This is a genomic window from Nakamurella sp. PAMC28650 (assembly GCF_014303395.1).
GTDB lineage: Bacteria > Actinomycetota > Actinomycetes > Mycobacteriales > Nakamurellaceae > Nakamurella.
Genome location: NZ_CP060298.1, coordinates 4,504,083 through 4,522,879, shown reverse-complemented (window position 1 = coordinate 4,522,879; position 18,797 = coordinate 4,504,083). Strand labels below are relative to the sequence as shown.

At 65.8% G+C, this 18,797-nt stretch carries 18 protein-coding genes, 1 tRNA gene, 3 pseudogenes and 1 riboswitch; of the genes and pseudogenes, 8 read left to right on the top strand and 14 right to left on the bottom strand.

Annotation, left to right across the window (positions count from 1 at the left end; genetic code table 11):
• Window positions 1–9 precede the first annotated feature (9 nt).
• Together H7F38_RS20475 and H7F38_RS26775 are read right to left on the bottom strand one after the other, a co-directional pair.
• Window positions 10–1,023 (bottom strand): ABC transporter substrate-binding protein, encoded by a 1,014-nt coding sequence (locus H7F38_RS20475; RefSeq protein WP_187091528.1) that lies wholly within the window; start codon window positions 1,021–1,023, stop codon window positions 10–12.
• Between the two features lie 85 nt (window positions 1,024–1,108).
• A riboswitch (cobalamin riboswitch) is annotated at window positions 1,109–1,229 on the bottom strand.
• 229 nt (window positions 1,230–1,458) lie between these two features.
• A protein-coding gene (locus tag H7F38_RS26775) for an IS5 family transposase (protein WP_370531258.1) occupies window positions 1,459–2,455 on the bottom strand; the annotation gives its coding sequence in 2 pieces (ribosomal slippage) (window positions 1,459–2,052 and window positions 2,054–2,455; 996 coding nt in all).
• A 227-nt stretch (window positions 2,456–2,682) separates the two neighbouring features.
• On the opposite strand from H7F38_RS26775, the gene H7F38_RS20460 reads away from it, so the two are divergent.
• Window positions 2,683–3,849, top strand: coding sequence for a L,D-transpeptidase (locus H7F38_RS20460; protein ID WP_187091527.1), 1,167 nt, complete (start codon window positions 2,683–2,685; stop codon window positions 3,847–3,849).
• Between the two features lie 258 nt (window positions 3,850–4,107).
• Window positions 4,108–5,109 carry an acyl-CoA desaturase gene (locus H7F38_RS20455; RefSeq protein ID WP_255498091.1) on the top strand — a complete coding sequence of 334 codons (1,002 nt, stop codon included), beginning with the start codon at window positions 4,108–4,110 and terminating at the stop codon, window positions 5,107–5,109.
• 57 nt (window positions 5,110–5,166) lie between these two features.
• Here H7F38_RS20455 and H7F38_RS20450 read toward each other — a convergent pair whose 3' ends face one another.
• The 4 genes and pseudogenes from H7F38_RS20450 to H7F38_RS20435 all read right to left on the bottom strand — a co-directional run bounded on the left by H7F38_RS20450 (window position 5,167) and on the right by H7F38_RS20435 (window position 9,139).
• A complete protein-coding gene (locus tag H7F38_RS20450; protein ID WP_187091526.1) occupies window positions 5,167–5,376 on the bottom strand; it encodes a hypothetical protein in 210 nt (69 codons plus the stop codon).
• Between the two features lie 435 nt (window positions 5,377–5,811).
• On the bottom strand, window positions 5,812–6,771 hold the full coding sequence (locus tag H7F38_RS20445; protein ID WP_187091525.1) for a hypothetical protein: 960 nt from the start codon (window positions 6,769–6,771) through the stop codon (window positions 5,812–5,814).
• Between the two features lie 43 nt (window positions 6,772–6,814).
• Window positions 6,815–8,227 (bottom strand): annotated as a pseudogene (locus tag H7F38_RS20440) (IS3 family transposase).
• A 264-nt stretch (window positions 8,228–8,491) separates the two neighbouring features.
• Window positions 8,492–9,139, bottom strand: coding sequence for a MarR family winged helix-turn-helix transcriptional regulator (locus H7F38_RS20435; RefSeq protein WP_187091524.1), 648 nt, complete (start codon window positions 9,137–9,139; stop codon window positions 8,492–8,494).
• 42 nt (window positions 9,140–9,181) lie between these two features.
• Here H7F38_RS20435 and H7F38_RS26300 point away from each other — a divergent pair.
• From H7F38_RS26300 to H7F38_RS20420, 3 genes and pseudogenes are all read left to right on the top strand, one after another.
• A pseudogene (locus H7F38_RS26300) lies at window positions 9,182–9,250 on the top strand (hypothetical protein); the annotation flags it as partial.
• A gap of 313 nt (window positions 9,251–9,563) precedes the next feature.
• Window positions 9,564–10,199 carry a TetR/AcrR family transcriptional regulator gene (locus H7F38_RS20425; RefSeq protein WP_187091523.1) on the top strand — a complete coding sequence of 212 codons (636 nt, stop codon included), beginning with the start codon at window positions 9,564–9,566 and terminating at the stop codon, window positions 10,197–10,199.
• A 60-nt stretch (window positions 10,200–10,259) separates the two neighbouring features.
• The gene (locus H7F38_RS20420; protein ID WP_222618217.1) at window positions 10,260–11,063 is read left to right on the top strand and encodes a TIGR03620 family F420-dependent LLM class oxidoreductase; all 804 of its coding nucleotides are present in this window, start codon (window positions 10,260–10,262) and stop codon (window positions 11,061–11,063) included.
• Window positions 11,064–11,328: 265 nt separating this feature from the next.
• Here the strand turns inward: H7F38_RS20420 and H7F38_RS20415 are convergent, their stop codons facing one another.
• A complete protein-coding gene (locus tag H7F38_RS20415; RefSeq protein WP_187091522.1) occupies window positions 11,329–12,132 on the bottom strand; it encodes an alpha/beta fold hydrolase in 804 nt (267 codons plus the stop codon).
• Window positions 12,133–12,207: 75 nt separating this feature from the next.
• Here H7F38_RS20415 and H7F38_RS20410 point away from each other — a divergent pair, with 75 nt between their 5' ends.
• Window positions 12,208–12,471: a MerR family transcriptional regulator gene (locus tag H7F38_RS20410; RefSeq protein WP_187091521.1), complete on the top strand. Its 264-nt coding sequence runs from the start codon at window positions 12,208–12,210 to the stop codon at window positions 12,469–12,471.
• A 141-nt stretch (window positions 12,472–12,612) separates the two neighbouring features.
• Complete coding sequence (locus H7F38_RS26120; RefSeq protein ID WP_370531395.1) at window positions 12,613–12,888, top strand: hypothetical protein; 276 nt, start codon at window positions 12,613–12,615, stop codon at window positions 12,886–12,888.
• 348 nt (window positions 12,889–13,236) lie between these two features.
• Here the strand turns inward: H7F38_RS26120 and H7F38_RS26770 are convergent.
• The 7 genes and pseudogenes from H7F38_RS26770 to H7F38_RS20370 all read right to left on the bottom strand — a co-directional run.
• Window positions 13,237–13,494: pseudogene (locus H7F38_RS26770) on the bottom strand (WYL domain-containing protein); the annotation flags it as partial.
• Window positions 13,495–13,615: 121 nt separating this feature from the next.
• Window positions 13,616–13,771, bottom strand: coding sequence for a hypothetical protein (locus tag H7F38_RS20395; protein ID WP_187091519.1), 156 nt, complete (start codon window positions 13,769–13,771; stop codon window positions 13,616–13,618).
• Between the two features lie 174 nt (window positions 13,772–13,945).
• Complete coding sequence (locus H7F38_RS20390; RefSeq protein ID WP_187091518.1) at window positions 13,946–14,368, bottom strand: hypothetical protein; 423 nt, start codon at window positions 14,366–14,368, stop codon at window positions 13,946–13,948.
• Window positions 14,365–14,679, bottom strand: coding sequence for a PadR family transcriptional regulator (locus H7F38_RS26765; protein ID WP_187091517.1), 315 nt, complete (start codon window positions 14,677–14,679; stop codon window positions 14,365–14,367). Before H7F38_RS26765 ends, H7F38_RS20390 begins: the two co-directional genes overlap by 4 nt.
• Window positions 14,680–15,588: 909 nt before the next feature.
• Window positions 15,589–15,662, bottom strand: a tRNA-Arg gene (locus H7F38_RS20380).
• A 94-nt stretch (window positions 15,663–15,756) separates the two neighbouring features.
• The gene (locus H7F38_RS20375; protein ID WP_187091516.1) at window positions 15,757–16,095 is read right to left on the bottom strand and encodes a metalloregulator ArsR/SmtB family transcription factor; all 339 of its coding nucleotides are present in this window, start codon (window positions 16,093–16,095) and stop codon (window positions 15,757–15,759) included.
• A complete protein-coding gene (locus H7F38_RS20370; protein WP_222618215.1) occupies window positions 16,092–16,529 on the bottom strand; it encodes an SRPBCC domain-containing protein in 438 nt (145 codons plus the stop codon). The genes H7F38_RS20375 and H7F38_RS20370 overlap by 4 nt, the downstream gene beginning before the upstream one ends.
• 151 nt (window positions 16,530–16,680) lie before the next feature.
• Between H7F38_RS20370 and H7F38_RS20365 the strand changes: the two genes are divergently transcribed.
• The gene (locus H7F38_RS20365; protein ID WP_187091514.1) at window positions 16,681–18,759 is read left to right on the top strand and encodes a cytochrome c oxidase assembly protein; all 2,079 of its coding nucleotides are present in this window, start codon (window positions 16,681–16,683) and stop codon (window positions 18,757–18,759) included.
• Window positions 18,760–18,797 lie beyond the last annotated feature (38 nt).

The following is an 18,797-nucleotide window of genomic DNA, read 5'->3' as shown; positions in this document are numbered from 1 at the left end:
GGGCCACGGTCAGGACCGGACCGACTTCACGGCGTCCACGATCTTCTGCAGCAACTGCACGACCCTCGGGCCCCACCGGCTGGCCACGTCGTCGTCCAGCAGTACGACACGCCGGTCGCGAACGGCGGACAGGGCCGAGAAGCCCGGTCGCGCGGCGAACGTCGCTGCGCTCTGCCGGCAGCACTTGACGTCGGCCAGGAATATCAGGTCGGGGTCGGACTTGACCAGGTACTCGGCCGAGAGCTGCGGGTAGGCAGCGCTCTTGGTGTTCGCCGGATCGGCGACGTCCTCCAACCCGGCCAATGCGTAGATCTGGCCGACGAAGGTCTTGGAGGAGACCGTGTAGAGGGTGTTGTCCAGTTCGTGGAAGTACGTCAGCGGCACCGTCCGTTTCGGTACCGTCGCCACCGATGTCGCGATGCCGGATCGCATGGACGCCACCGTCTTCGACGCCTCGGCGACGTGCCCGGTGGCGCTGCCGAGCGAGTTGATCTGCTGGTAGGCGTCGTTCAGGGAGGTGGCCGCCGGCTCCACCAGGACCGGAATGGACAGCTTCGTCAGCTGGGCCTTGATGTTGTTGATGTCGTCGGAGATGACCACGAGGTCGGGCTGGTACTTCGCGATCGATTCCACGTTCGGTTCATAAGCGGAAAGGGTGGTCTTGGGAACGGTCGACGGGTAGTTCGAGTTGCTGTCCACGGCCACCACCTGGCTCCCGGCGCCGATCGCGAACAGGTCCTCGGTCGCGGTCGGGGAGAGCGAGACGATTCTCTGGGGGGGCTTGGGTGACGTAGGCGCGACCGACGCGGGGGCCGCCGGGGGGGCGGACGAGCCGGGACCGGACGTGGTGGCCGAGGACGCCGGACCGACGGCGGGGGCCGAGGTGGCTGTCGAGAAACCTGCCGCGCTCGACGGGGCGGTGGTGGAAGCCGAGGAATTCGCCGCGGTGCCCGACGTCCCGCACCCTGCGACGAACGCAGCGCAGAGGACAAGGGAGACGATGATCGCCGGCTTGAGAGGCATGTGCTTCCTGACTGTTCGTCGAGGGCAGGCATCGCTCGACGACAGGGGGCTGCCGCCAACCGGCGCCCATTCCTCGAGGCGGGTTGATCACGCCCTTCCGTCAGGCGACCTGGCTAGCCTCTGGAAGAGGACCACAGTTGCGGGACAGCGCCGGTTTCGCACCGGACTTCGCTGACGGGGAGCAGACCCAGTGACCTTACGTTCGTCCTCCGCCGGCAGTCAACCGTCGAGGACCCGGCGTCACCGGGGACGGGGATTGCGGCCTATCCGGGCATCCGACCGGGTCGCGGGTCGGGCCGCGGCCTGGCTGGGGCGCCGGATTTTCGCGTGGATCAACTTCTCAGGCATGGGCGAAAGTGATGACTTCTGTCACTCCAGTCCCAAATGCGCAAAGTTGATCCATGCGGCGGGCGGCGGGCGGCAGGTGACGGGAGACTAGGGCGTGTCCCGTGGATCGTTCTCCGTTAGATGCCTGAGCCAGATTCCGATGCTGGCGACGTCGACGGTGCCTCGGTAGACGAACTCCCGTTTGTCATACCGGGTGGCGACCGCGCGGTAGCCGCGTAGCCGGTTGAACGTCCGCTCCACGGTGTTGCGGTCCTTGTAGATTTCCTTGTCGAATTTGGGTGGCCGACCACCACGGGAACCCTTGGACAGGCGACCGTTGATCTGGTTCACCGGCTCCGGGATGGTCGCCTTGATACCCCTACGCCGCAACGACTTACGGATTCTGCCGCTGGAATACGCCTTGTCCGCCAACACCCGATCCGGTCGGGTCCTAGGCCGCCCATCACGGCCGCGCACGATCCGAATATCGGCCAGCACCGCGGTGAACGCCAACGCGTCATGCCGCTGACCAGCCGAGATGACCCGCCCCACCGGCCGACACTTCGAATCAGCCGCCATGTGGATCTTCGTCGTCACCCCGCCGCGGCTACGCCCCAAACCCTCCCGATCAACGACCGGCGGCGGCCGATCCGCAGAATTCTTGTAGTTCGATAGTGCCCCCTGTGTCTTTGAGGGCCTTGATCGGAGCCTCCAACACGACGCTGGCAAGGACGGCGGCGGGGATGTCCTTCGGCGGTTCGTGCCGGGCACCTGCCGCGTGGTGATGCGCCCGGATCACCGTCGCATCCACCCCCAACGCCCACTCACCGACATCGCCGTGACCGCAGTCCGCCCGCAGCATCGACAGCACCCGCTGCCAGGTACCGTCCCCTGACCAGCGACGATGCCGGTTGTACACCGTCTTCCAATTGCCGTAACACTCCGGGAGATCCCGCCACGCCGAACCGGACCTGGTCCGCCACAGCACCCCGTCGACGACCCTGCGGTGATCGACCCACCGACCACCCCGAATCGGGGTCCGATCCGGTAGCAAAGGCTCCAACCGGGCCCACTGCTCATCCGACAAATCATGACGATTCTGCACAAATCAGAGTCTGTCGGAACCGACCTCCAAGATCCGCGGGACACGCCCTAATGACGAGCGGCAGGCAACCCGAGGCGACTCGACGCCCGACTCCGACCCTTTCACAAGCTGAGCACAGGTAAACATCAGCGGGCACGCAGTATTTTCGAGGGTGGTGGCACAACCGGTTCGGGTACCTTTGGTTGAGCAATCAACAAATTGTCCGGATCAGATCAAAGGTGCCGCCCATGAGTTCTCGTCCCCTTTCCCGCCGCACCCTGCTGGCGGTGGTCGGCCTCGGTGGGGTCGAGGCATTGCTGGCGGCCTGCAGTGGCGCGGCGTCTCCGCAGGCCGTGGTGACCAGCACCTCGACGTCCACCGTCGTCGCCGCCCCGCAGACCGGGACATCCGGATCGGCCGCTCTGCCCTCAGGAGCGTCGTCCGCCGGCCCGACAACGGCCGGAGGGATCGCGGCATCCACCGCTCAGTCCGATGCTGCCTCCTCGGAGGCGCAGTCTTCCGCAGCGCAGTCCACCGCAGTGCAGTCCTCGCCAGCGCAGTCCTCGACCGGAGCCTCGTCGTCGACCGCGCCCTCGAACACCTCGCCCGCGGTCCCCACCGGTACACCGGTGCACGTCCGCCTCTACCAGAGCGACGGCCGCACCTACGGCGTCGGTCTCCCGATCATCGTGTACCTGTCCCAGAAGATCACCGATGGGAAGCCGTTCGCCAGCGCGACGAAGGTGACCGTCGACGGTGTGGCGGTGGCCGGCGCCTGGTACTTCCAGAAGTCGGGGATCTACCCCGGCTATCCCCTCGAGGCCCACTACCGTCTCGAGAACTACTGGCCGGCACACGCCGCCATCAACCTGGATCTGCCCGTCAAGGGCCTATCGGCCGGTACCGGCCTGGTGTTCGACGACAGCCTGACCCTGAAGATGAGCACCGGCGCGAAGAACATCACCACGGTGGACGGCGCGACGGAGCGGCTGCGGCTCACCACCGACGGCGTCGCCAAATTCGACTTCCCGGTGTCCCTCGGCAAGGCTTCGACTCCCACTTTCACCGGCACGAAGGTGGTGATGGAGCGCGACAAGATCGAGCGCATGGTCGGGACCACCCCGGGGGACGAGTACGACCTGCAGGTGCCCTGGTCGGTGCGGCTGACCAATTCCGGCGAGTTCATCCATGCGGCGAGTTGGAACGGCGGGAACATCGGGCAGCGCAGTACGTCGAACGGCTGCACGAACCTCAACGTCGATGACGCCCAGCGGTACTTCAACTTCGCGACGATCGGTGACGTCGCCGTGTACGTCAACACCGGCGGGGGAGCCATGCCGGTCTGGGACGGTTACGGCGACTGGAACCTGTCCTGGGCGCAGTGGAAGCGTGGCGGGTCGGTCGCCACCAGCTGACCCCGGCGACGGCCGCCGCCGGAACCGGATGCAGTGGTATTCCTTCGAAGTTATGCAATCCCCACGACGGCCCCGTTCGGACTGTGTAAGGCAGACCCACTCACATTCGTTTGACAGGTTCATCGAGTCACATGAGTGATCTGACCGAATCTGTCGAAATGAGTTCACAACATTCTCACGAATCCCGAGCCTGCGACCACCACCACCGTCACCGCCAGGCGGACCCGGGCGCCGCGTCCTCCAAGTGACTACTCGCAGGTGCTGGCCAGTGCGCAGAGCCTGGACCTGATGCGACGTGCCTACGGCTACTACGCAGCGCGGATCGCGATGTTGGCCGTTGCGCTGGTCGGCGTGTGGGTGGCGTTCGCCTGGGTGGGGGACAGCTGGACCCAGATGGCCGTGGCGGCGGCGCTGGGTTTCGTGCTCACCCAGATCATCTTCTACAGCCACGACGCTGCTCATCGGCAGATCTTCGCCTCGCGGAAGGCGAACGAGATGACGGCGTTGGTGATGGGCACCCTGATCGGCGGCGTGAGTCTCGCGTGGTGGCACAACAAGCACAACAAGCACCACGCGGCGCCGAACCAGATCGGCAAGGATTCGGACATCGATGCTTCGGTGGTGCATTTCTACCCGGCGGAGAAGCCACCGCGCTCGAGGGTTCTGGCCTTCCTGCACGAGCGGCAGGGATGGTGGTTCTTCCCGCTGTTGACGGTGGAGATGCTCAACCTGCACGTGCAGGGGGTGCAGGCGGTCATCACCCGCAAAGGTCTCAAGAGGCGCTGGATCGAGGCGGCGATGTTGATCGTGCGTCTTGGTGGCTATCCGGCGGTGTTGTTCACCTTTCTCTCACCGGGGCGGGCGGCGGCCTTTCTCGGTGTGCAGTTGGCGGTCACCGGTATGTATCTCGGAGTGTCGTTCGCGGCCAGCCACATCGGCATGGCTATTCTCCCGCACGATTCGCGGATTGATTTCTTCCGGCGTCAGGTGCTGACCTCCCGCAATGTTTCCGGTGGCCGGATCGCGAGCTTTGCAATGGGCGGGCTGAACTACCAGATCGAACATCACCTGTTCCCGAGCATGCCGCGGCCGCACCTGCACAAGATGCGTCCGGTGGTTCAGGGTTTCTGTGCTTCGCACGATGTCGACTACCACCAGGTCACCATCGTCAAGGCCTGGCAGCTGGTGGCCCGGCATCTCAACAAGGTCGGCCTGTCCGCCGGTACCTTCCAGTGCCCGGTGGTCGCGACCCTGCGCTGATCCACCAGCGTCCGGCACTGCCCGGTAGACCTGACGAACGAACGCAGGGCGCGCCCGTCAGGATGCGAGCTGGTCGGCAGCCAGCTTCTCCGAGGCGGCCACGGCGTCGACCGCGAGGATGATTTCGTTGACCCATGCCAGGGCTCCGGCTCGTGGCCGAAGGCCGAGTCCGAGGTCCCTGGCCACGTCGTCGAGCGAGACGCAGCGCTTCTTTTGACCCCGGTTGTGGCTGGCAATTGCTGCAGAGGCTCTGTCTGGGGTGAACATCTTGTGAGCTTGCGCCCCTTTTCCGAATAAAGATCCGATTCGATCAGCCTTACACTCGAAAGCGTGTGGTTGCGGCGTGTTTGGCCACGGCAACCTGCCGGAAGCGGAATTTCCTCAGTAGAGCCGAGCAGATCAATGGTGCTGCAACACTAATGGTGCCGCCCGGTCCATCGAGGACACTGCATCGCAACGGCCGGGCTTCGAGTCCTGGGCTCGAAGTACGGGTGACTCGAGCGGCACCGATTCTTGTCGGTAGCGCCGGGGGTACACGGCATCCAATGTCACCGATGTAATCGGGCGCCGGTTGCGCAGCGTTGAAGAAGAGCCGTGGACCGGATACGCGCAATCAAGCCGCGAGGGGGACAACATGAATCTCATTTCCGGTGCGACCGGCAGCGTGCGGCGACCGGTGGTGGCCCAGCCGCGGTCGGCAGGTCAGCGGGTCAGCACCGACACGGCCGAGTCGGCCGCGAGCATGCACCAGCCATCTGCTGGACACGTCGCCTGGGCCCCGGCGGTCTGGAACACGTAGTCGGTGCTGGCAGGGAGTGCGTCGCCCCGGGCACAGGACCGGCCCGTCCAGACGAGGTAGTCACTGCCGGAGATGCCCAGACAAAAGCTCGCCGACGAGCACGACACCGCTCCGATCAGCTCGCCGTCGGTCAGAGACCAAGACGAACCGTCATACCGCTCCGCCTTTCCCCCGGCGCCCGCCATGCAGAACGCGGCGGACGCGCAGCTCACGGCCAGCGGGGTTGACATCGGCTCGTCATGCCAACCGGAGGCCGAATGGACGTACACATCCTTGCCCGCTGCAATCCCGCAGGTCACCCCGTCGTGAGCGCACCCGATCGCTGTCGGAAGTCCTGCGAGCGTCAGCGCCGAGGTCATCCAGGACGTGCCGTCCCATGTGCTGACGGCCGTGGCGGCGGACCCGGATGGCCCAGCCACGCACCACCGCGGGCCGGCGCAGCTGAGCACGGCCACGCCTCCGCCTGGCGACCAAGATCCTGCCCGCGTGACCTGCCAGTGCCGGCCGTCATAGCGCATCGTGGCGGAGCCGAACGAGGCGAGGCAGAACGACGCCGACGAGCACGACACCTGGCCCGCGTCGCCGGCCGACGGCGTGACCGGCAACTGCGCTGCCGCAGCCCACGCAGTTCCGTCCCACGTCCAGTATTGCGCCTTCTCGCTGATCAACGCACAGAACGCACGGGACGCGCATGACAGCCAGACATGCGTGCTCGCCGCTAGGCCCGGCACTGCGAGGGCAGCTGCGTGCAACATCACGTGCTCGGGGCCGGCTGAGCGGGATGAGGAGGATTGTTCCTGTTGGGCCTGCGACGAGCCGCAACTGCTGAGCAGCGCACCCAGCAGCAGCGCGAAAGTCACCATCACGGAAGTTGTCAAGCCGGTTGAGGTCAGCGGGAGATAATTTTCAGGCGGCGGTGTCCTCCTCCGTCTTCTTCGGTTCGTTGATCCAGGCGACCGGCGGGAGGTCGAGGATTTTGGGGTCGTGGTCGGTGGCGAAGCGGGTGGGGTGTCGGGCGCGGGCGGCCGCCAACGCCTCGGATCGTCGTCGGGCGGTGGCCGGGGCCAGGCCGTAGTGGACGTCGGCGGGCGTGTGCAACCCGATCCCGGCGTGCCGGTGGTCGTGGTTGTAGTAGTCGACGAACTCGTCGATGAACGCCCGAGCCGCCTGCAACGAGGTGAACCGTTCCGGGAACACCGGCGCAGACTTTAACGTCTTGTTCCACGCCTCGGAAAAGGGGTTGTCGTTGGACACCCGCGGCCGTGAATGGGATCGGGTAACTTCCAGGTCATCGAGCAGCATCGCCACTGATTTGCTGGTCATCGACGTGCCGCGGTCGGCGTGCACCACGGTCGGAACACCCTGGACACCGAACACTTCGGTCATCAGATCCACTGCCAGCTCGGCAGTTTCGGTGTGGTGCACGTGCGCGCCGACGATCATCCTGGAGTAGATGTCGATCATCACGTAGCAGTGGCAAGTACTTGCCGCGGATCGGTCCCTTCAACTTCGTGATGTCCCAGCTGTAGACCTGCCGCGGGCCGGTGGCCTGCAGCTCCGGGACCGCCCGCGGCGGGTGTGAGGCTTGCCGGCGTCGGTCCTTGACCTGCGCATTCTTGGCCAGGATCCGATACATCGTGGAGATCGAACACAGGTAGATACCTTCGGCCAGCAGCGTCGCATAGACCTGAGCGGGTGGCTTGTCGGCGAACCGGTCGCAGTTGAGCACGGTCAGCACGTGGTGTTCCTCCTCGTCGGTCAATCGGTTCACCGGCCGTCGACCCACCACGGCTGGTTCCGGCTGTGGTGCAGCTGATATCAGTCGGGTGAGTCGGTCCTGAGTGGACTTGGCCAGTCCCGTCAGCATCGCCGCCCGCCGGGTGCTCACCCCGACCTCCAGCAGTTGCCGGTGGGTGGTTCTCAGCGTCTGCGTCGCTGGTCCTCGATGTCCGCGCTCTCGGAGATCTGCTCCAAGAGCGCGTGTGCTTTTCCCATAATCCCCAGGGCTGCCTCAGTTGTCGCCAACCGGCGATGGGCGACCGCCAGTTCCCTGGTGAGCCGGGCAATCTCCGCCTGATCAGCGGTGGGCCGGCCCACCTTCTCACCCGGCTTCTTCCCCGCCAGCAACCCGGCATCGCGCAGCTGCCGCCACTGGGTGATCTGCGAGGAGTACACGCCCTGCTCCCGCAGATACGCACCGCCACCACCCTCGCTGGCAGTGCAGGCCACCTCGTACGCCGTCAGGTGCTCGATCTTCTCCGCAACGGTGAACGCCCGCCGCCGTCTGGGACCACCCGCTCTCGGGCCTTCGGTACTCACCGATTCATCCTGAACCATCACTGCTGTCATCACTACGAACCTCAGAATCTCGCCCTGCGTCAGGCGGACTTGCTATGAACCGCTGGCCTCAACTCATCCTGGCACGCAGGGTCACGACCTGCGCCCGGTGTCCTCGCTGCCGCTTACCTCGTGTGCCTTGCACGCGACGACTATAGCGGCGCAGAGCGGGCCCACGTCGTTCGAGACTGCGGCGTCTTGACCGCGCTCAGCATCCCGATCAAATTCAGCGAAGACGCGCTGAGGTCAGTCCTCGTTGCCGCGGAGAAGCGTCTCGATCAACCAGAGCCGGCCGGTGAAATGCTCTGGACATCCAGCCAGCGGGCAGGACTTACGTTTTGGTGTCCGGGATCTGGAGCAGTAGTTCGTTGAATTCCTGTCGGCGTGGTCCGTTAGGCCCAGGGAGTCCTCCGCTCGGCCGACTGCGGCCGAACACGGGTGGAGGCGGTGGCGGCCGGCGTCGGTGAGGCGGATCGCAACGCGGTGCCAGCCGCCGACCGGCGGGTCCCGCTCGATGAGGCCGAGCGATTCAAGCGATTCGAGCGGTTCGCTCATCGATTGTGGGGTGACCAGAACGGATCTGGCGATCTCGTTGTTGCTCCTGTCCGGGTGGAGCTGCAGCTGCAGCAGGACGCCGAACTGGGTCGGCGTGACGCCAAGAGCAGTGAACTCCCGATGGAAACGCCGCCCGATCAAGCGCCCGACCTGGATCAGGTTCCAGGCGGCGATCTCCTCCGGTGGCGGTCCGGACCAGGCCGGCGGCGTCGAAGTCTTGACGAAACCGTAGAGCCTCCCGAGGTGTTCGGCGCCTGATACTTGGTGTATAATGGACAGAGGTGTAGCCAAAGACGATGCCGAAGCCGACCAGGGAGGGGATACGGGCTCTGCCGTCACGCCCTGTAACAGTATGGAGCGGCGAGTTTGCAGGCTACGGGGATGCTCAAATCGATTAGTCAACGGGAGCTCCGCAACGACAGTGGCGAGGTGCTCGGAGCGGTCCAGGCGGGCGAGGAGTTCGTGGTCACCCGCAATGGCACACCGGTGGCTGAGTTGCGGCCGCTGCGCGCGCCGTATTTCTGCGGTCGGCCATCAGATCCCTCTTTTCACCCGCAATCCCGACGATTTCGCCAGGCTGGATCGCTTCGTGTCCATTCATGCTGTCTAGCAACGCAATCGCCGAACCGACTGGACCATTGCCGGTTGGCTGATCCGTCGTTGCTGAGTCGATACTCGTATTCCCCGGACTTCCAGAACGAGTGGTGTGGCACTACAACGATCAGTGCAGTACATGCAACTACCGTTGTAGGAGGCTCGGGTGATGAACACGTCCCGAGGCGGCGACAAGCGCCGAGATCTGCTCGACGGCGCACTCATGGTGTTTGCCGCCGACGGCTACACCAGGGCCAGCATCGACGGGATCGCCCGCGCCGCTGGGGTTTCCACCCGGACGATCTACAACCAGTTCGGAGACAAGGCGGCACTGTTGTGGGCGGTCATCGTCGACAGCGCCCGCTGGGTCGCCGCCGCCCAGATCATCACGGTGCAGCGCTATCTCACCAAGATCGTCGACCTCGAGGCCGACCTGATCGAGTTCGGGCGGATCTGGGCCACCCCTCCCGCGGCCGACTTCGCGCCGCACTTCGCGTTGGTGCGCCAGGTCAACGCCGAAGCCAGGCACGTACCGGAAGCTGCTCTGCGGGCGTGGCAGGAGCAAGGCCCGCTCCGCGTCCGAAGGGAGATCGCCACGCACCTGGCCCGCATCGCCGACCAGGGTTTGCTCACCATCGACGACGCTGACCTGGCGGCCGCCCATTTCGTCCTGCTGGTCGCGGGGGAGAGCACCAATCGCAGCAATTTGCAGGCAGCGCCACTGGCACCGGAAGAAATCTGCCGGCTCTCGGATGCCGGCGTCCGGGCGTTCCTGCACGGCTACGAGAAGAAGGATTCGTCGTGAGCGAACAAGGAAACGTCCGTCGGCAGGCTCGAACTGGGTCCGGTCGGCATCGCGCTCGACGTGCTCCCGGGCGACGAGCACCTGGTCCAGGCCGCCGAGCTGGAGCGCCTGGGCTACCGGGCCATCTGGTTGCCAGGCGGTCAGATCGACGACCTTTCGCAGATCAGCAAGATCATCCACGCCACCACCACCGTCCGGGTCGGCGCAGCCATCCTCTCGGTGGACCGCTACCGTCCAGAAATCGTGGCCGCGTTCTACGCGGAGATGCAGGGCGCAGCACCGGATCGTCTCGTCGTCGGGCTGGGCGGTCCGCAGCAACCGAAACCCCTGCAGGTGATGGCCGAGTACCTCACCAGCCTGGACACCATCGATCCGCCGGTACCGGCGGCCAGACGGATGTTGGCCGCGCTGGGCCCGCGCAAGCTCGAACTCGCCCGGGATCGCTGCGCCGGGGCCATTCCGCTGCTGGTCACCCCGGAGTACACCGCGTCTGCCCGGCAGATCCTCGGCGGGGAACGCGATCTGGTCATCGATCAGATGGTGGTTCTGGACACCACTGCGGCGCGAGCCCGCGAGACTGCCCGTGGCCCTTTGCGTTTCTTGTCAGCGGTGAGCGGCTACCCGGCGAACTTCGCCCGGATGGGTCTGAGCGCGGGTGATATCTCGGGCCTGAGCGACCGGCTCGTGGACGCACTCATCGCCTGGGGTGACATCGACTCGATCGTGGACCGCATCACCTCTCATCTCCAAGCCGGCGCGGACCAGGTGGTCGTCACCGTGCTGACCCAGGACCCTCAACCGGGAATGATGGACGTAGCGCGCGGGCTGGCCGCCCACTTGCCTTTGTGGTCGAGCTCATCCTGACGTTCGAGAACGTCGAACTGGTCGGAGAAGCTGAACGGAGTGGGGTCAATCGCCCCTCCGGCCGCGGCCTCACGGTTCGAGATCCGCTGCCACGCCGGTGAAGTGGCAGGCCGCCTGGTGCAGGCGGTCCGCTGCGATGGACTGCGGATCGACGTCGACCCCGCGGCCCGCGCGTCGGTCAACCCCGATCAGTCGGCCGGTGAGCCCAAGGCCCGGAACCGGTGGCGAGGACCGCGGTCCCCACGAGGACGCAACGACGTCGCAATCACTGGTCGATGCGGTCGAGAAACCTCACCAGATCGTCGGCCCAGCGCCGGCCCTCGGCTGGGGTGAAGATGTGTCCGGCGTCTGGATACTCGATGAGCTCGGCGCCCGGTATGCCGGCCAGGAGGCGGGCGGTGGCCGGTAGCACGATCCGATCCTGCCCGGCCACCACCACCAAGGTCGGCACGGTGATGGATTCGAGCAGGCCGGTCACGTCGACCCGGGTGACCAGTTCTGCGTGGGCGGCTCCACCGGGCGGGTAGGTCCGTTCGATCTCGTTCACCGCGGCGGCGTGGTCGGTCGGGGTCATCGAGTGCAACGTGGCGGGGGAGTTGGCGGCGTACAGCAGCAGTTCGGCCAGGACGCCGAGGTGGCCGTCTCTGGCCAGTTGCCGCCAGACCCGCACGAGCGCAGGGGATTGTGGGTCGGGGCGGGCCAACCCGACGGTCAGGACGAGGGCGCTGACGTGTTCGGGATGACGATGGGCGGCGGTCACCGCGACCGCCGACCCGAGTGAGAGGCCGATGATCGGGAACCGTCCGGCGCCCGTGGACAGGGCGGCGGCGACGACGGAGTCGGCCAGATCATCGATCGAGAGCGAGGCGGTGGGCATCCGGGACGCTCCCGAACCCGGGTAGTAAGGTCCGGTGAAGCGGTGGAGGCCGCTCCCGGCGGCGATGAGGCCGGCGAAGTTCTCGCGGACGCCACCGCCGGCGCCGTGGGCAAGAGCCACGACAGGTCCGGCGCCGATGTCGACCAGGTCGACGTCGGCAAGCAGGGTCAGGATGTCCGAGTCTGAAATCATCGGGCGACCGTAGGCGTTGACACCGGTGTCAAGGTCAAGCCCGGGACGGGCGGGAATCCAGGGGAGGCAATACCTGTGTTGATCGGCGAACTTGCCGAGCGGGCCGGCACGAGCTCGCGCGCGCTTCGCTACTACGAGCTGCAGGGTCTGATGGAGTCCGCACGGTCGGGCAACGGGTACCGCACCTACGATTCAGCGTCGGTGCTCCGGGTCCGTCAGATCCGGGGCCTGCTGGACGCGGGTTTCAGCACCCACCACCATCCGGCAGATCCTGCCTTGCGCGCAGGGAGAGAGACCGGAGATCGAACTGTGCCCATCGGTGGTGGCAGCGATGCGTGACACGCTGGATCGCATCGATGTGAAACTCACGTCGCTGGGCGGTCAGCGGGATGCCGTCTCCCAGCTGCTGCGACAGTCGTCCTGACGTTGCCTCGGCAGATATCCGATACGCGCACCTTTCAAGGAGCTTTCGTGCAATTCATGGTCTTGAGTAGACGTCGTACCGAGTCATTTTCTGCTGAGGATTTCGAGAAGATCATCCCATCGGAGACGGCTCGGGTTCGTCAGCTCTATGCCGACGGGGTCGTTCGGCAGATCTGGCTGCGGGGCGATACGGCCGGTGCCTGCTTCGTGGTCGAAGCCGTGGATCCGGCGGCTGCGCAGCTGACGGTGGACGAGCTGCCGATGGCCCGCTCGGGGCTCTCGGAGTTCACCATCATCCCGTTGACTCCTTATCGGGGTTTCGGTCCGGCCTGATGCACGTCCGGGTGGGTATCCGGACCAATCAGCGGCTGACGATCGGGCCGCGGGTCGATGAATGGACCTCCATGTTCCTTCGGCTCGGCGATTTGTGCAGCGGCGGCAGCCAACGCCGCAAACGCCGACCGCAGTTCCGGCGGGTCGATGACGGTCAGGGGTCTGTCCGGCAGCAGCAGCCAACGGGCCATCGCGCCGTAGCTGTCGGCGCCGGCGGTGATGATCGAGGTGCTGCTGGACTCCGCCGGTGATCGTCCCCCACGCCGGCATGATCCAGGCGGGAACGTCCGACAACGGCGCATGAACGCGGATGGTCCCAGTGACTTGCTGTACACCGGAACCGATCTGGCTGGTGAGGAAGGAGTCGAGGTCGGTAGGAGGTTCGCGTGGATAGCTCGGCGTCGAGGTCATCGCTGGTGCGGTGATGCGGTCGACGCGGAAGGTGCGCCAGTCATCGGTGTCTGTCGCGAGGGCGATGAGGTACCACCGGTTCATCGTGTGCACGAGGTGCAGCGGCTCGAGCAGTTGTGGGCCGGACAGGCCGGAGTGCCGCTGGTAGATGCAGGTGACCTGCCGACGCTCGCGGCAGGCCTTGGCCAGAAGCAACAGGGTCTTGATCGACAGATCTGCAGCTGAGGCTTCCCGCGTTGTTACGAGATAAGGCGCGGCTTTGACTGCAATTTCCCGAGGCTGAGGGCCGTCCAGGAAACGGGCGGCAGAAAGACGGTCAGGATTCCGTCGTTGGTGATGGCGCTCTTGTCGTCGCGCAGGTGAATCCGGCCAGGCTCATGCAGTGTGTTGTCGCAAAGAAATCGGTGTCGTCGTTGAGCCTCTGAGCGTCGAGCACCGACACGGTTTCCAAGGCCGTGATGTCGATGGTCACGGTTGCTTCTTCAGGTCGACTGCGGTCGACCGGGAACACGGAACTCTGCCCTGTGGCCGAGTCGTGAGTGGCCACGGCGTCGACGACGCTGGTCCGGTGGCCAGGTGGGAGGGGAACGCGAAGGGGAAGAAGGGTGGTTTGCCGTCAGGCGGGTCCGCCGGGGTCCCGAGTAGTTCACCAGCCGCCCAACGATCCGCGGGCCAGCCAATTGCCGTTGGTCGGCGTGTAGTCCGGCCCGGCTTCCTTGACCTTGCCGCAGTCCCGGCATTCGCGGTGGTGGATGCGTCGATCCTCCGGATTTTCGTCGTCGATCAGTAGGTAATGGTGTCGTCCGATCCGGCAGGTCAGGTGTTTGGCGGGCTGCGGTGAAATGGACATCTCTTCCTCCTTGAGGGCACGGCGCAGGGCCAGGGCGCAGATCACGATCCCTGCGGCTTCGACGATCTGTTTGCCGACGTGCAGAGCACACAATTCGGCGCGAAACTCCTCGCGGTATCGATCTCGAGAAGTCGACGGCAATGCCAGCACGCTGACGGACACCATCGCTGATGCCAGTGGAGTTGGCGTCGCAACGAAGCCCGGCGCCGGGTTTTTCACGCTGTTTCACCGGCCGGTCGAAACCGACTGACGATGCGGGTTCGCTCCGCGTGGGCTTCTGCCAATGCCGAACGAGCCGAGACGGCGCCGTCGGCGGTGAGCCGGTAGTAACGTCGCCGTGGCCGGCCTTCCTTCTGCGGAACGATCGATTCCCAGTCCGACTCGACCCATCCCAGATGTTCGATGCGGGCCAGGATCGGATGCAAAGTGCCACTGGGGAGCCCGGTTGCCGCCGAGATCTCCAATCCGTAGCGTTCGCAGGTCGGGTCGGTCAATAGTGCGCGAAGCACTGCCTGTGTCGAGAGGGTCATCCGAGGCTTTGGGTCAGATCCCATTGGCCAAGCCTAGCCGACCCCTAGGTAGAGAACAACCCTTGTTATCAGACTCGCTGCGAGATCGACGGCCGATTGACCGTTCTGACGGGATGCGTCGAAGCCGAGGACATCGGCGGGGTGCCCTGCCAGGGACGAGGTGAGCGATATGACCGTCAGCCAGAGCACGATGCCGACTGGCGTCCTGGCCCGATCATCGGCGGGCCGGTGGGCCCGGCAACCTTCCTTCGATACGCCTTTGAACGCCGGTTCAACCACGGTGGGCTTGTGCTATTTCGTCAACGATTCATCTGTGGTCGTCGCCATGCTCGGCCTGCGGACTTGAAGTCACTGTCGTCGAAATCCGGAGCGAGGGTCAGCTGGTCGGGAGAATGCTTGCACCCCCCGTTATTCGGAAGTTCCGGCATTCATAGGACCGCGGGCTGGGTCCGGGTGGCGTTGACTCGGAGTGCACCAGGGCCAACTGACGACTTCGATGACCTCGGCGATGGCGTCGAACGGCTCGCCAACTTCGAGGCCGCTACCACCAAGCCGCGAAACCGTTCAAATGGAAGTTCACCAGCAACGACCTCGCCGACTTCCTGACCAGGCTCGACCAACACCAACCCGCCGAACCCGGCCTTGAGCGCGTCTTGGCGTGCCTGTTCGAAACTCCGTGAGTAGCTCGAAGCCCGCCTCGCGGGTGATCACCTCGGCCGGGGCCCGCGACATCAGGACGACCGCAACCGGCCCGACGGCGAGTAGAGCCAGACGCTGCCGGGGCATCTTTCGACGGCAGCTCTCGCTCGTTCTGTGCTCGACCCTGCAGACTGAAAACGTGAAGTCAACGTGCAGTTGGGGAATCGTTGGGAACGGTTCTCGAGCTACAGCGCTCTGAACTGCGAAAAGTGCGCCCGGCAGGATTCGAACCTGCGACCGGCGGATTAGAAGTCCGCTGCTCTATCCAGCTGAGCTACGAGCGCTTGCAAGGGGGAGCCTATCGAACCCCGGCTGCATGCCTCGCACGGTGAGCCCGGACGGCTGGCCCGAGCGCCGGTGCATCCCGCCACATCACGGCTACATCACCGCCGCCTCGTGTCCCTTCGCCTCGGCCGCGGCCTTCAGAGCTGTCAGTCTGGCGTCCCAGGTGGCAGCCAGCGACGTCATCCACGACGCGGTCGCGACCAGTGTTTCCGGCCGCACGTCGAAGACGATCTCTCGGCCCCGGCGCTCGCTGCCCACCAGGTCCGCTTCCGCCAGAACCGCCAGGTGTTTGACGATCGCCTGGCGGGACACCGGAAGTTCTCTGGCCAGAGCACTGGCGCTGCAGGTGGTCTGCCGATGGATGATCTCCAGCAGCTGCCGGCGGGTCGGGTCCGCCAGGGCGACGAACACCCGGTCGGTGGCCGTCGTCATGCTGCCTGGACCGCTCGCCCGGCCAACGCGGCGAGTTCCTGCGTCCAGCCCCCCGCGTTGCTCTCGAGACCGGCTTCCCGCACGGCCTCGGAGGCGTCCAGGATGCTGAAGCCGGATTCGACGACCCGGACCTTCACGCCTTCGCCGGTGGGGGAGACGTAGAACTCCACCAGGGTGCAGTTGCCGGGCGTCAATTCCTCGCCCGGGAACTGGCTGGCCCACCGGAATGCGGCATACGTCTTCGGGTCCATGGTCACGACGGCCACCGGGAACTGCCCCCATTTGCTGCTGTCCCGCACGGTGATCGCGCCGGGCTGTCGGTCGATCCTCACCGGCTGGTCGGTCGGGGCCCACCAGCCGGGCTCGGTGACCAGTTCCCAGACCCGGTCCAGCGATGCGTCGATGGTGATCTGTCGTTCGATTCGGTCTTCCATGGCGAGTTCCTCTCGGTCGGGGTATCTGCAACAAGAGGGTTGCATGAAGTCGGCCGAAAAGCAACCGGAGAGTTGCATCAAATGAGTACTACCATCGCACCGGGACCTTCGTCCCGCCACCGGAACCGGTTCGGCTGGGTACCCTCGACATGTGCAAGAAGCGACGTCCACCGACGCCGGTGACGTCCGGATTCCCGACGCACCGAGTGAAACAGCCGCAGCCTCGAATGGTCCGGGCGGCCGCTGGCGGGTGACGGTGGTCGCGATGGCGACCGTGGTGATCGGCGCCAGCGTGGCCGTGGTGCTCTCGATCTTCCTGCCGTCCCGGAACCAGCTCCCCGGGATCCCCGATTCCGGGCAGTTCACGGAACTGCTGCTGGCCGCCATGAAAGGCCTGTTCGACCTATCGGCCGCCCTGACGATCGGTTGGCTGATCGCCGCCGTCGCGCTGGCCCCGCCGCAGAAGTCGGGCATCCTGGACGTGGGCGGTTATCGGGCGCTCAGGGCAGCCTCGCTGGCGGCCTGGGTCTGGACGGCAGTGTCACTCGCGATGGTGCCGCTGACCATGGCTGACATCTCCGGCGTTCCGATCGGCAGGGCCGTATCCGCCCATGTCGTTCTGAACGGCCTCCAGGGTTTCACCAACGTCCGTGGCTACCTGATCTGTGCCGTCATCGCAGCGCTGATCGCACTCCTGTCACGGATCGTCCTGCGACCGGGGTGGGCCTTCGTCCTCACGCTCGCCGCTCTCGGTGCCCTTCTGCCCCAGGCACTGTCCGGCCACGCCTCCGGTTCGAGTGATCACGATGTCGCCGTCGACACCATGATCTTCCACCTGGTCGGCATCTCGATCTGGATCGGCGGCCTCCTCGGGTTCCTGGGCATGGTGCGGCAGAACGTCCCGAACCTGCCGGTGGTCGCCCGCCGGTATTCCGCGCTGGCCCTGGTCGCCTTCGTCGCCGTCGGGATCTCCGGAATCGCAAACGCCTGGATCCGGCTGACGTACATCTCGGACCTCTGGACCACCAGCTACGGCCGCCTGGTGGCCGTCAAATTTCTCGCCCTGGTCACCCTGGGCATCATCGGCTTCGCCCACCGGAAGCGCACTCTGCCGGCCATCGAGCAGGGCAGGCGCCGCCCGCTGGTGCGGCTGGCTTCCGTCGAACTGCTGATCATGGGCGCGACGGTCGGCGTCGCCGCCGCCCTCGGTCGGACCGCGCCACCGCCGCCCCCCGGAGTGTTGCCCACCGGGCTCAACGCGGCGGTCGAGCCGATTCTCGGTTTCCCGCTCGCCGGCGCGCCGACGATCTCCCGGCTGCTGTTCGACTGGCGTTTCGACTACCTGCTGGGGACGGCCGTCGTCATCGCGGCGGTGCTGTACGCCGTCGGCGTCCGCCGTCTGCGCAAGCGCGGCGACGCCTGGCCGGTCGGCCGTACCTGGGCGTGGATGATCGGCTGCTTCATCGTGCTGATCGCCACGTCCTCCGGGCTGGGTCGTTACGCACAGACCCAGTTCTCCCTGCACATGATCTCGCACATGATGCTCGGCATGATGGCCCCGATCCTGCTCGTCCTCGGTGCGCCCGTGACCCTGGCATTGCGGGCGCTGCCGGTGGCCGGCCGGAACAATCCACCCGGGCTGCGGGAAGCGATCGTCGCCACCGTCCACGGGCGGGTGGCCAGGTTCCTCACCCACCCGCTGGTGGTGCTGCCGCTGTTCATCGGGTCCTTCTACGCCATCTACTTCACCGGCCTGTTCGCCGACATGATCGGGTCCCACTTCGGTCACCTGTTGATGAGCGTGCACTTCCTGGTGGTCGGCTACCTGTACTACTGGGTCATCATCGGGATCGACCCCGGCCCGCGACGGGTGCAGCCGATGGTCAGGCTCGGACTGCTGCTGGCGGCGTTGCCGTTCCACGCGTTCTTCGGCCTGGCCCTGATGAGTTCGCACACCCTGCTGGCTCCGACCTTCTACCGCGGTCTCGCGCTGCCCTGGGTCACGGATCTGCTCGCGGACCAGAAGCTGGGCGGCGCCATCGCGTGGGGCGCCACCGAGCTGCCGATCATCATCGTGATGATCGCGCTGCTGGCGCAGTGGGCCAAGTCCGACGACCGGGAGAACAAGCGGGTCGACCGGCACAAGGACAAGGCCGGCGACGAGGAGCTCGACGCTTACAACAACATGCTCGCAGGCATGGCCGGACGGTCCTCGCCGACGCCTGACTGACGCTCCGAGTTGTCCCCATGCCTCAAGTTGTCCACATT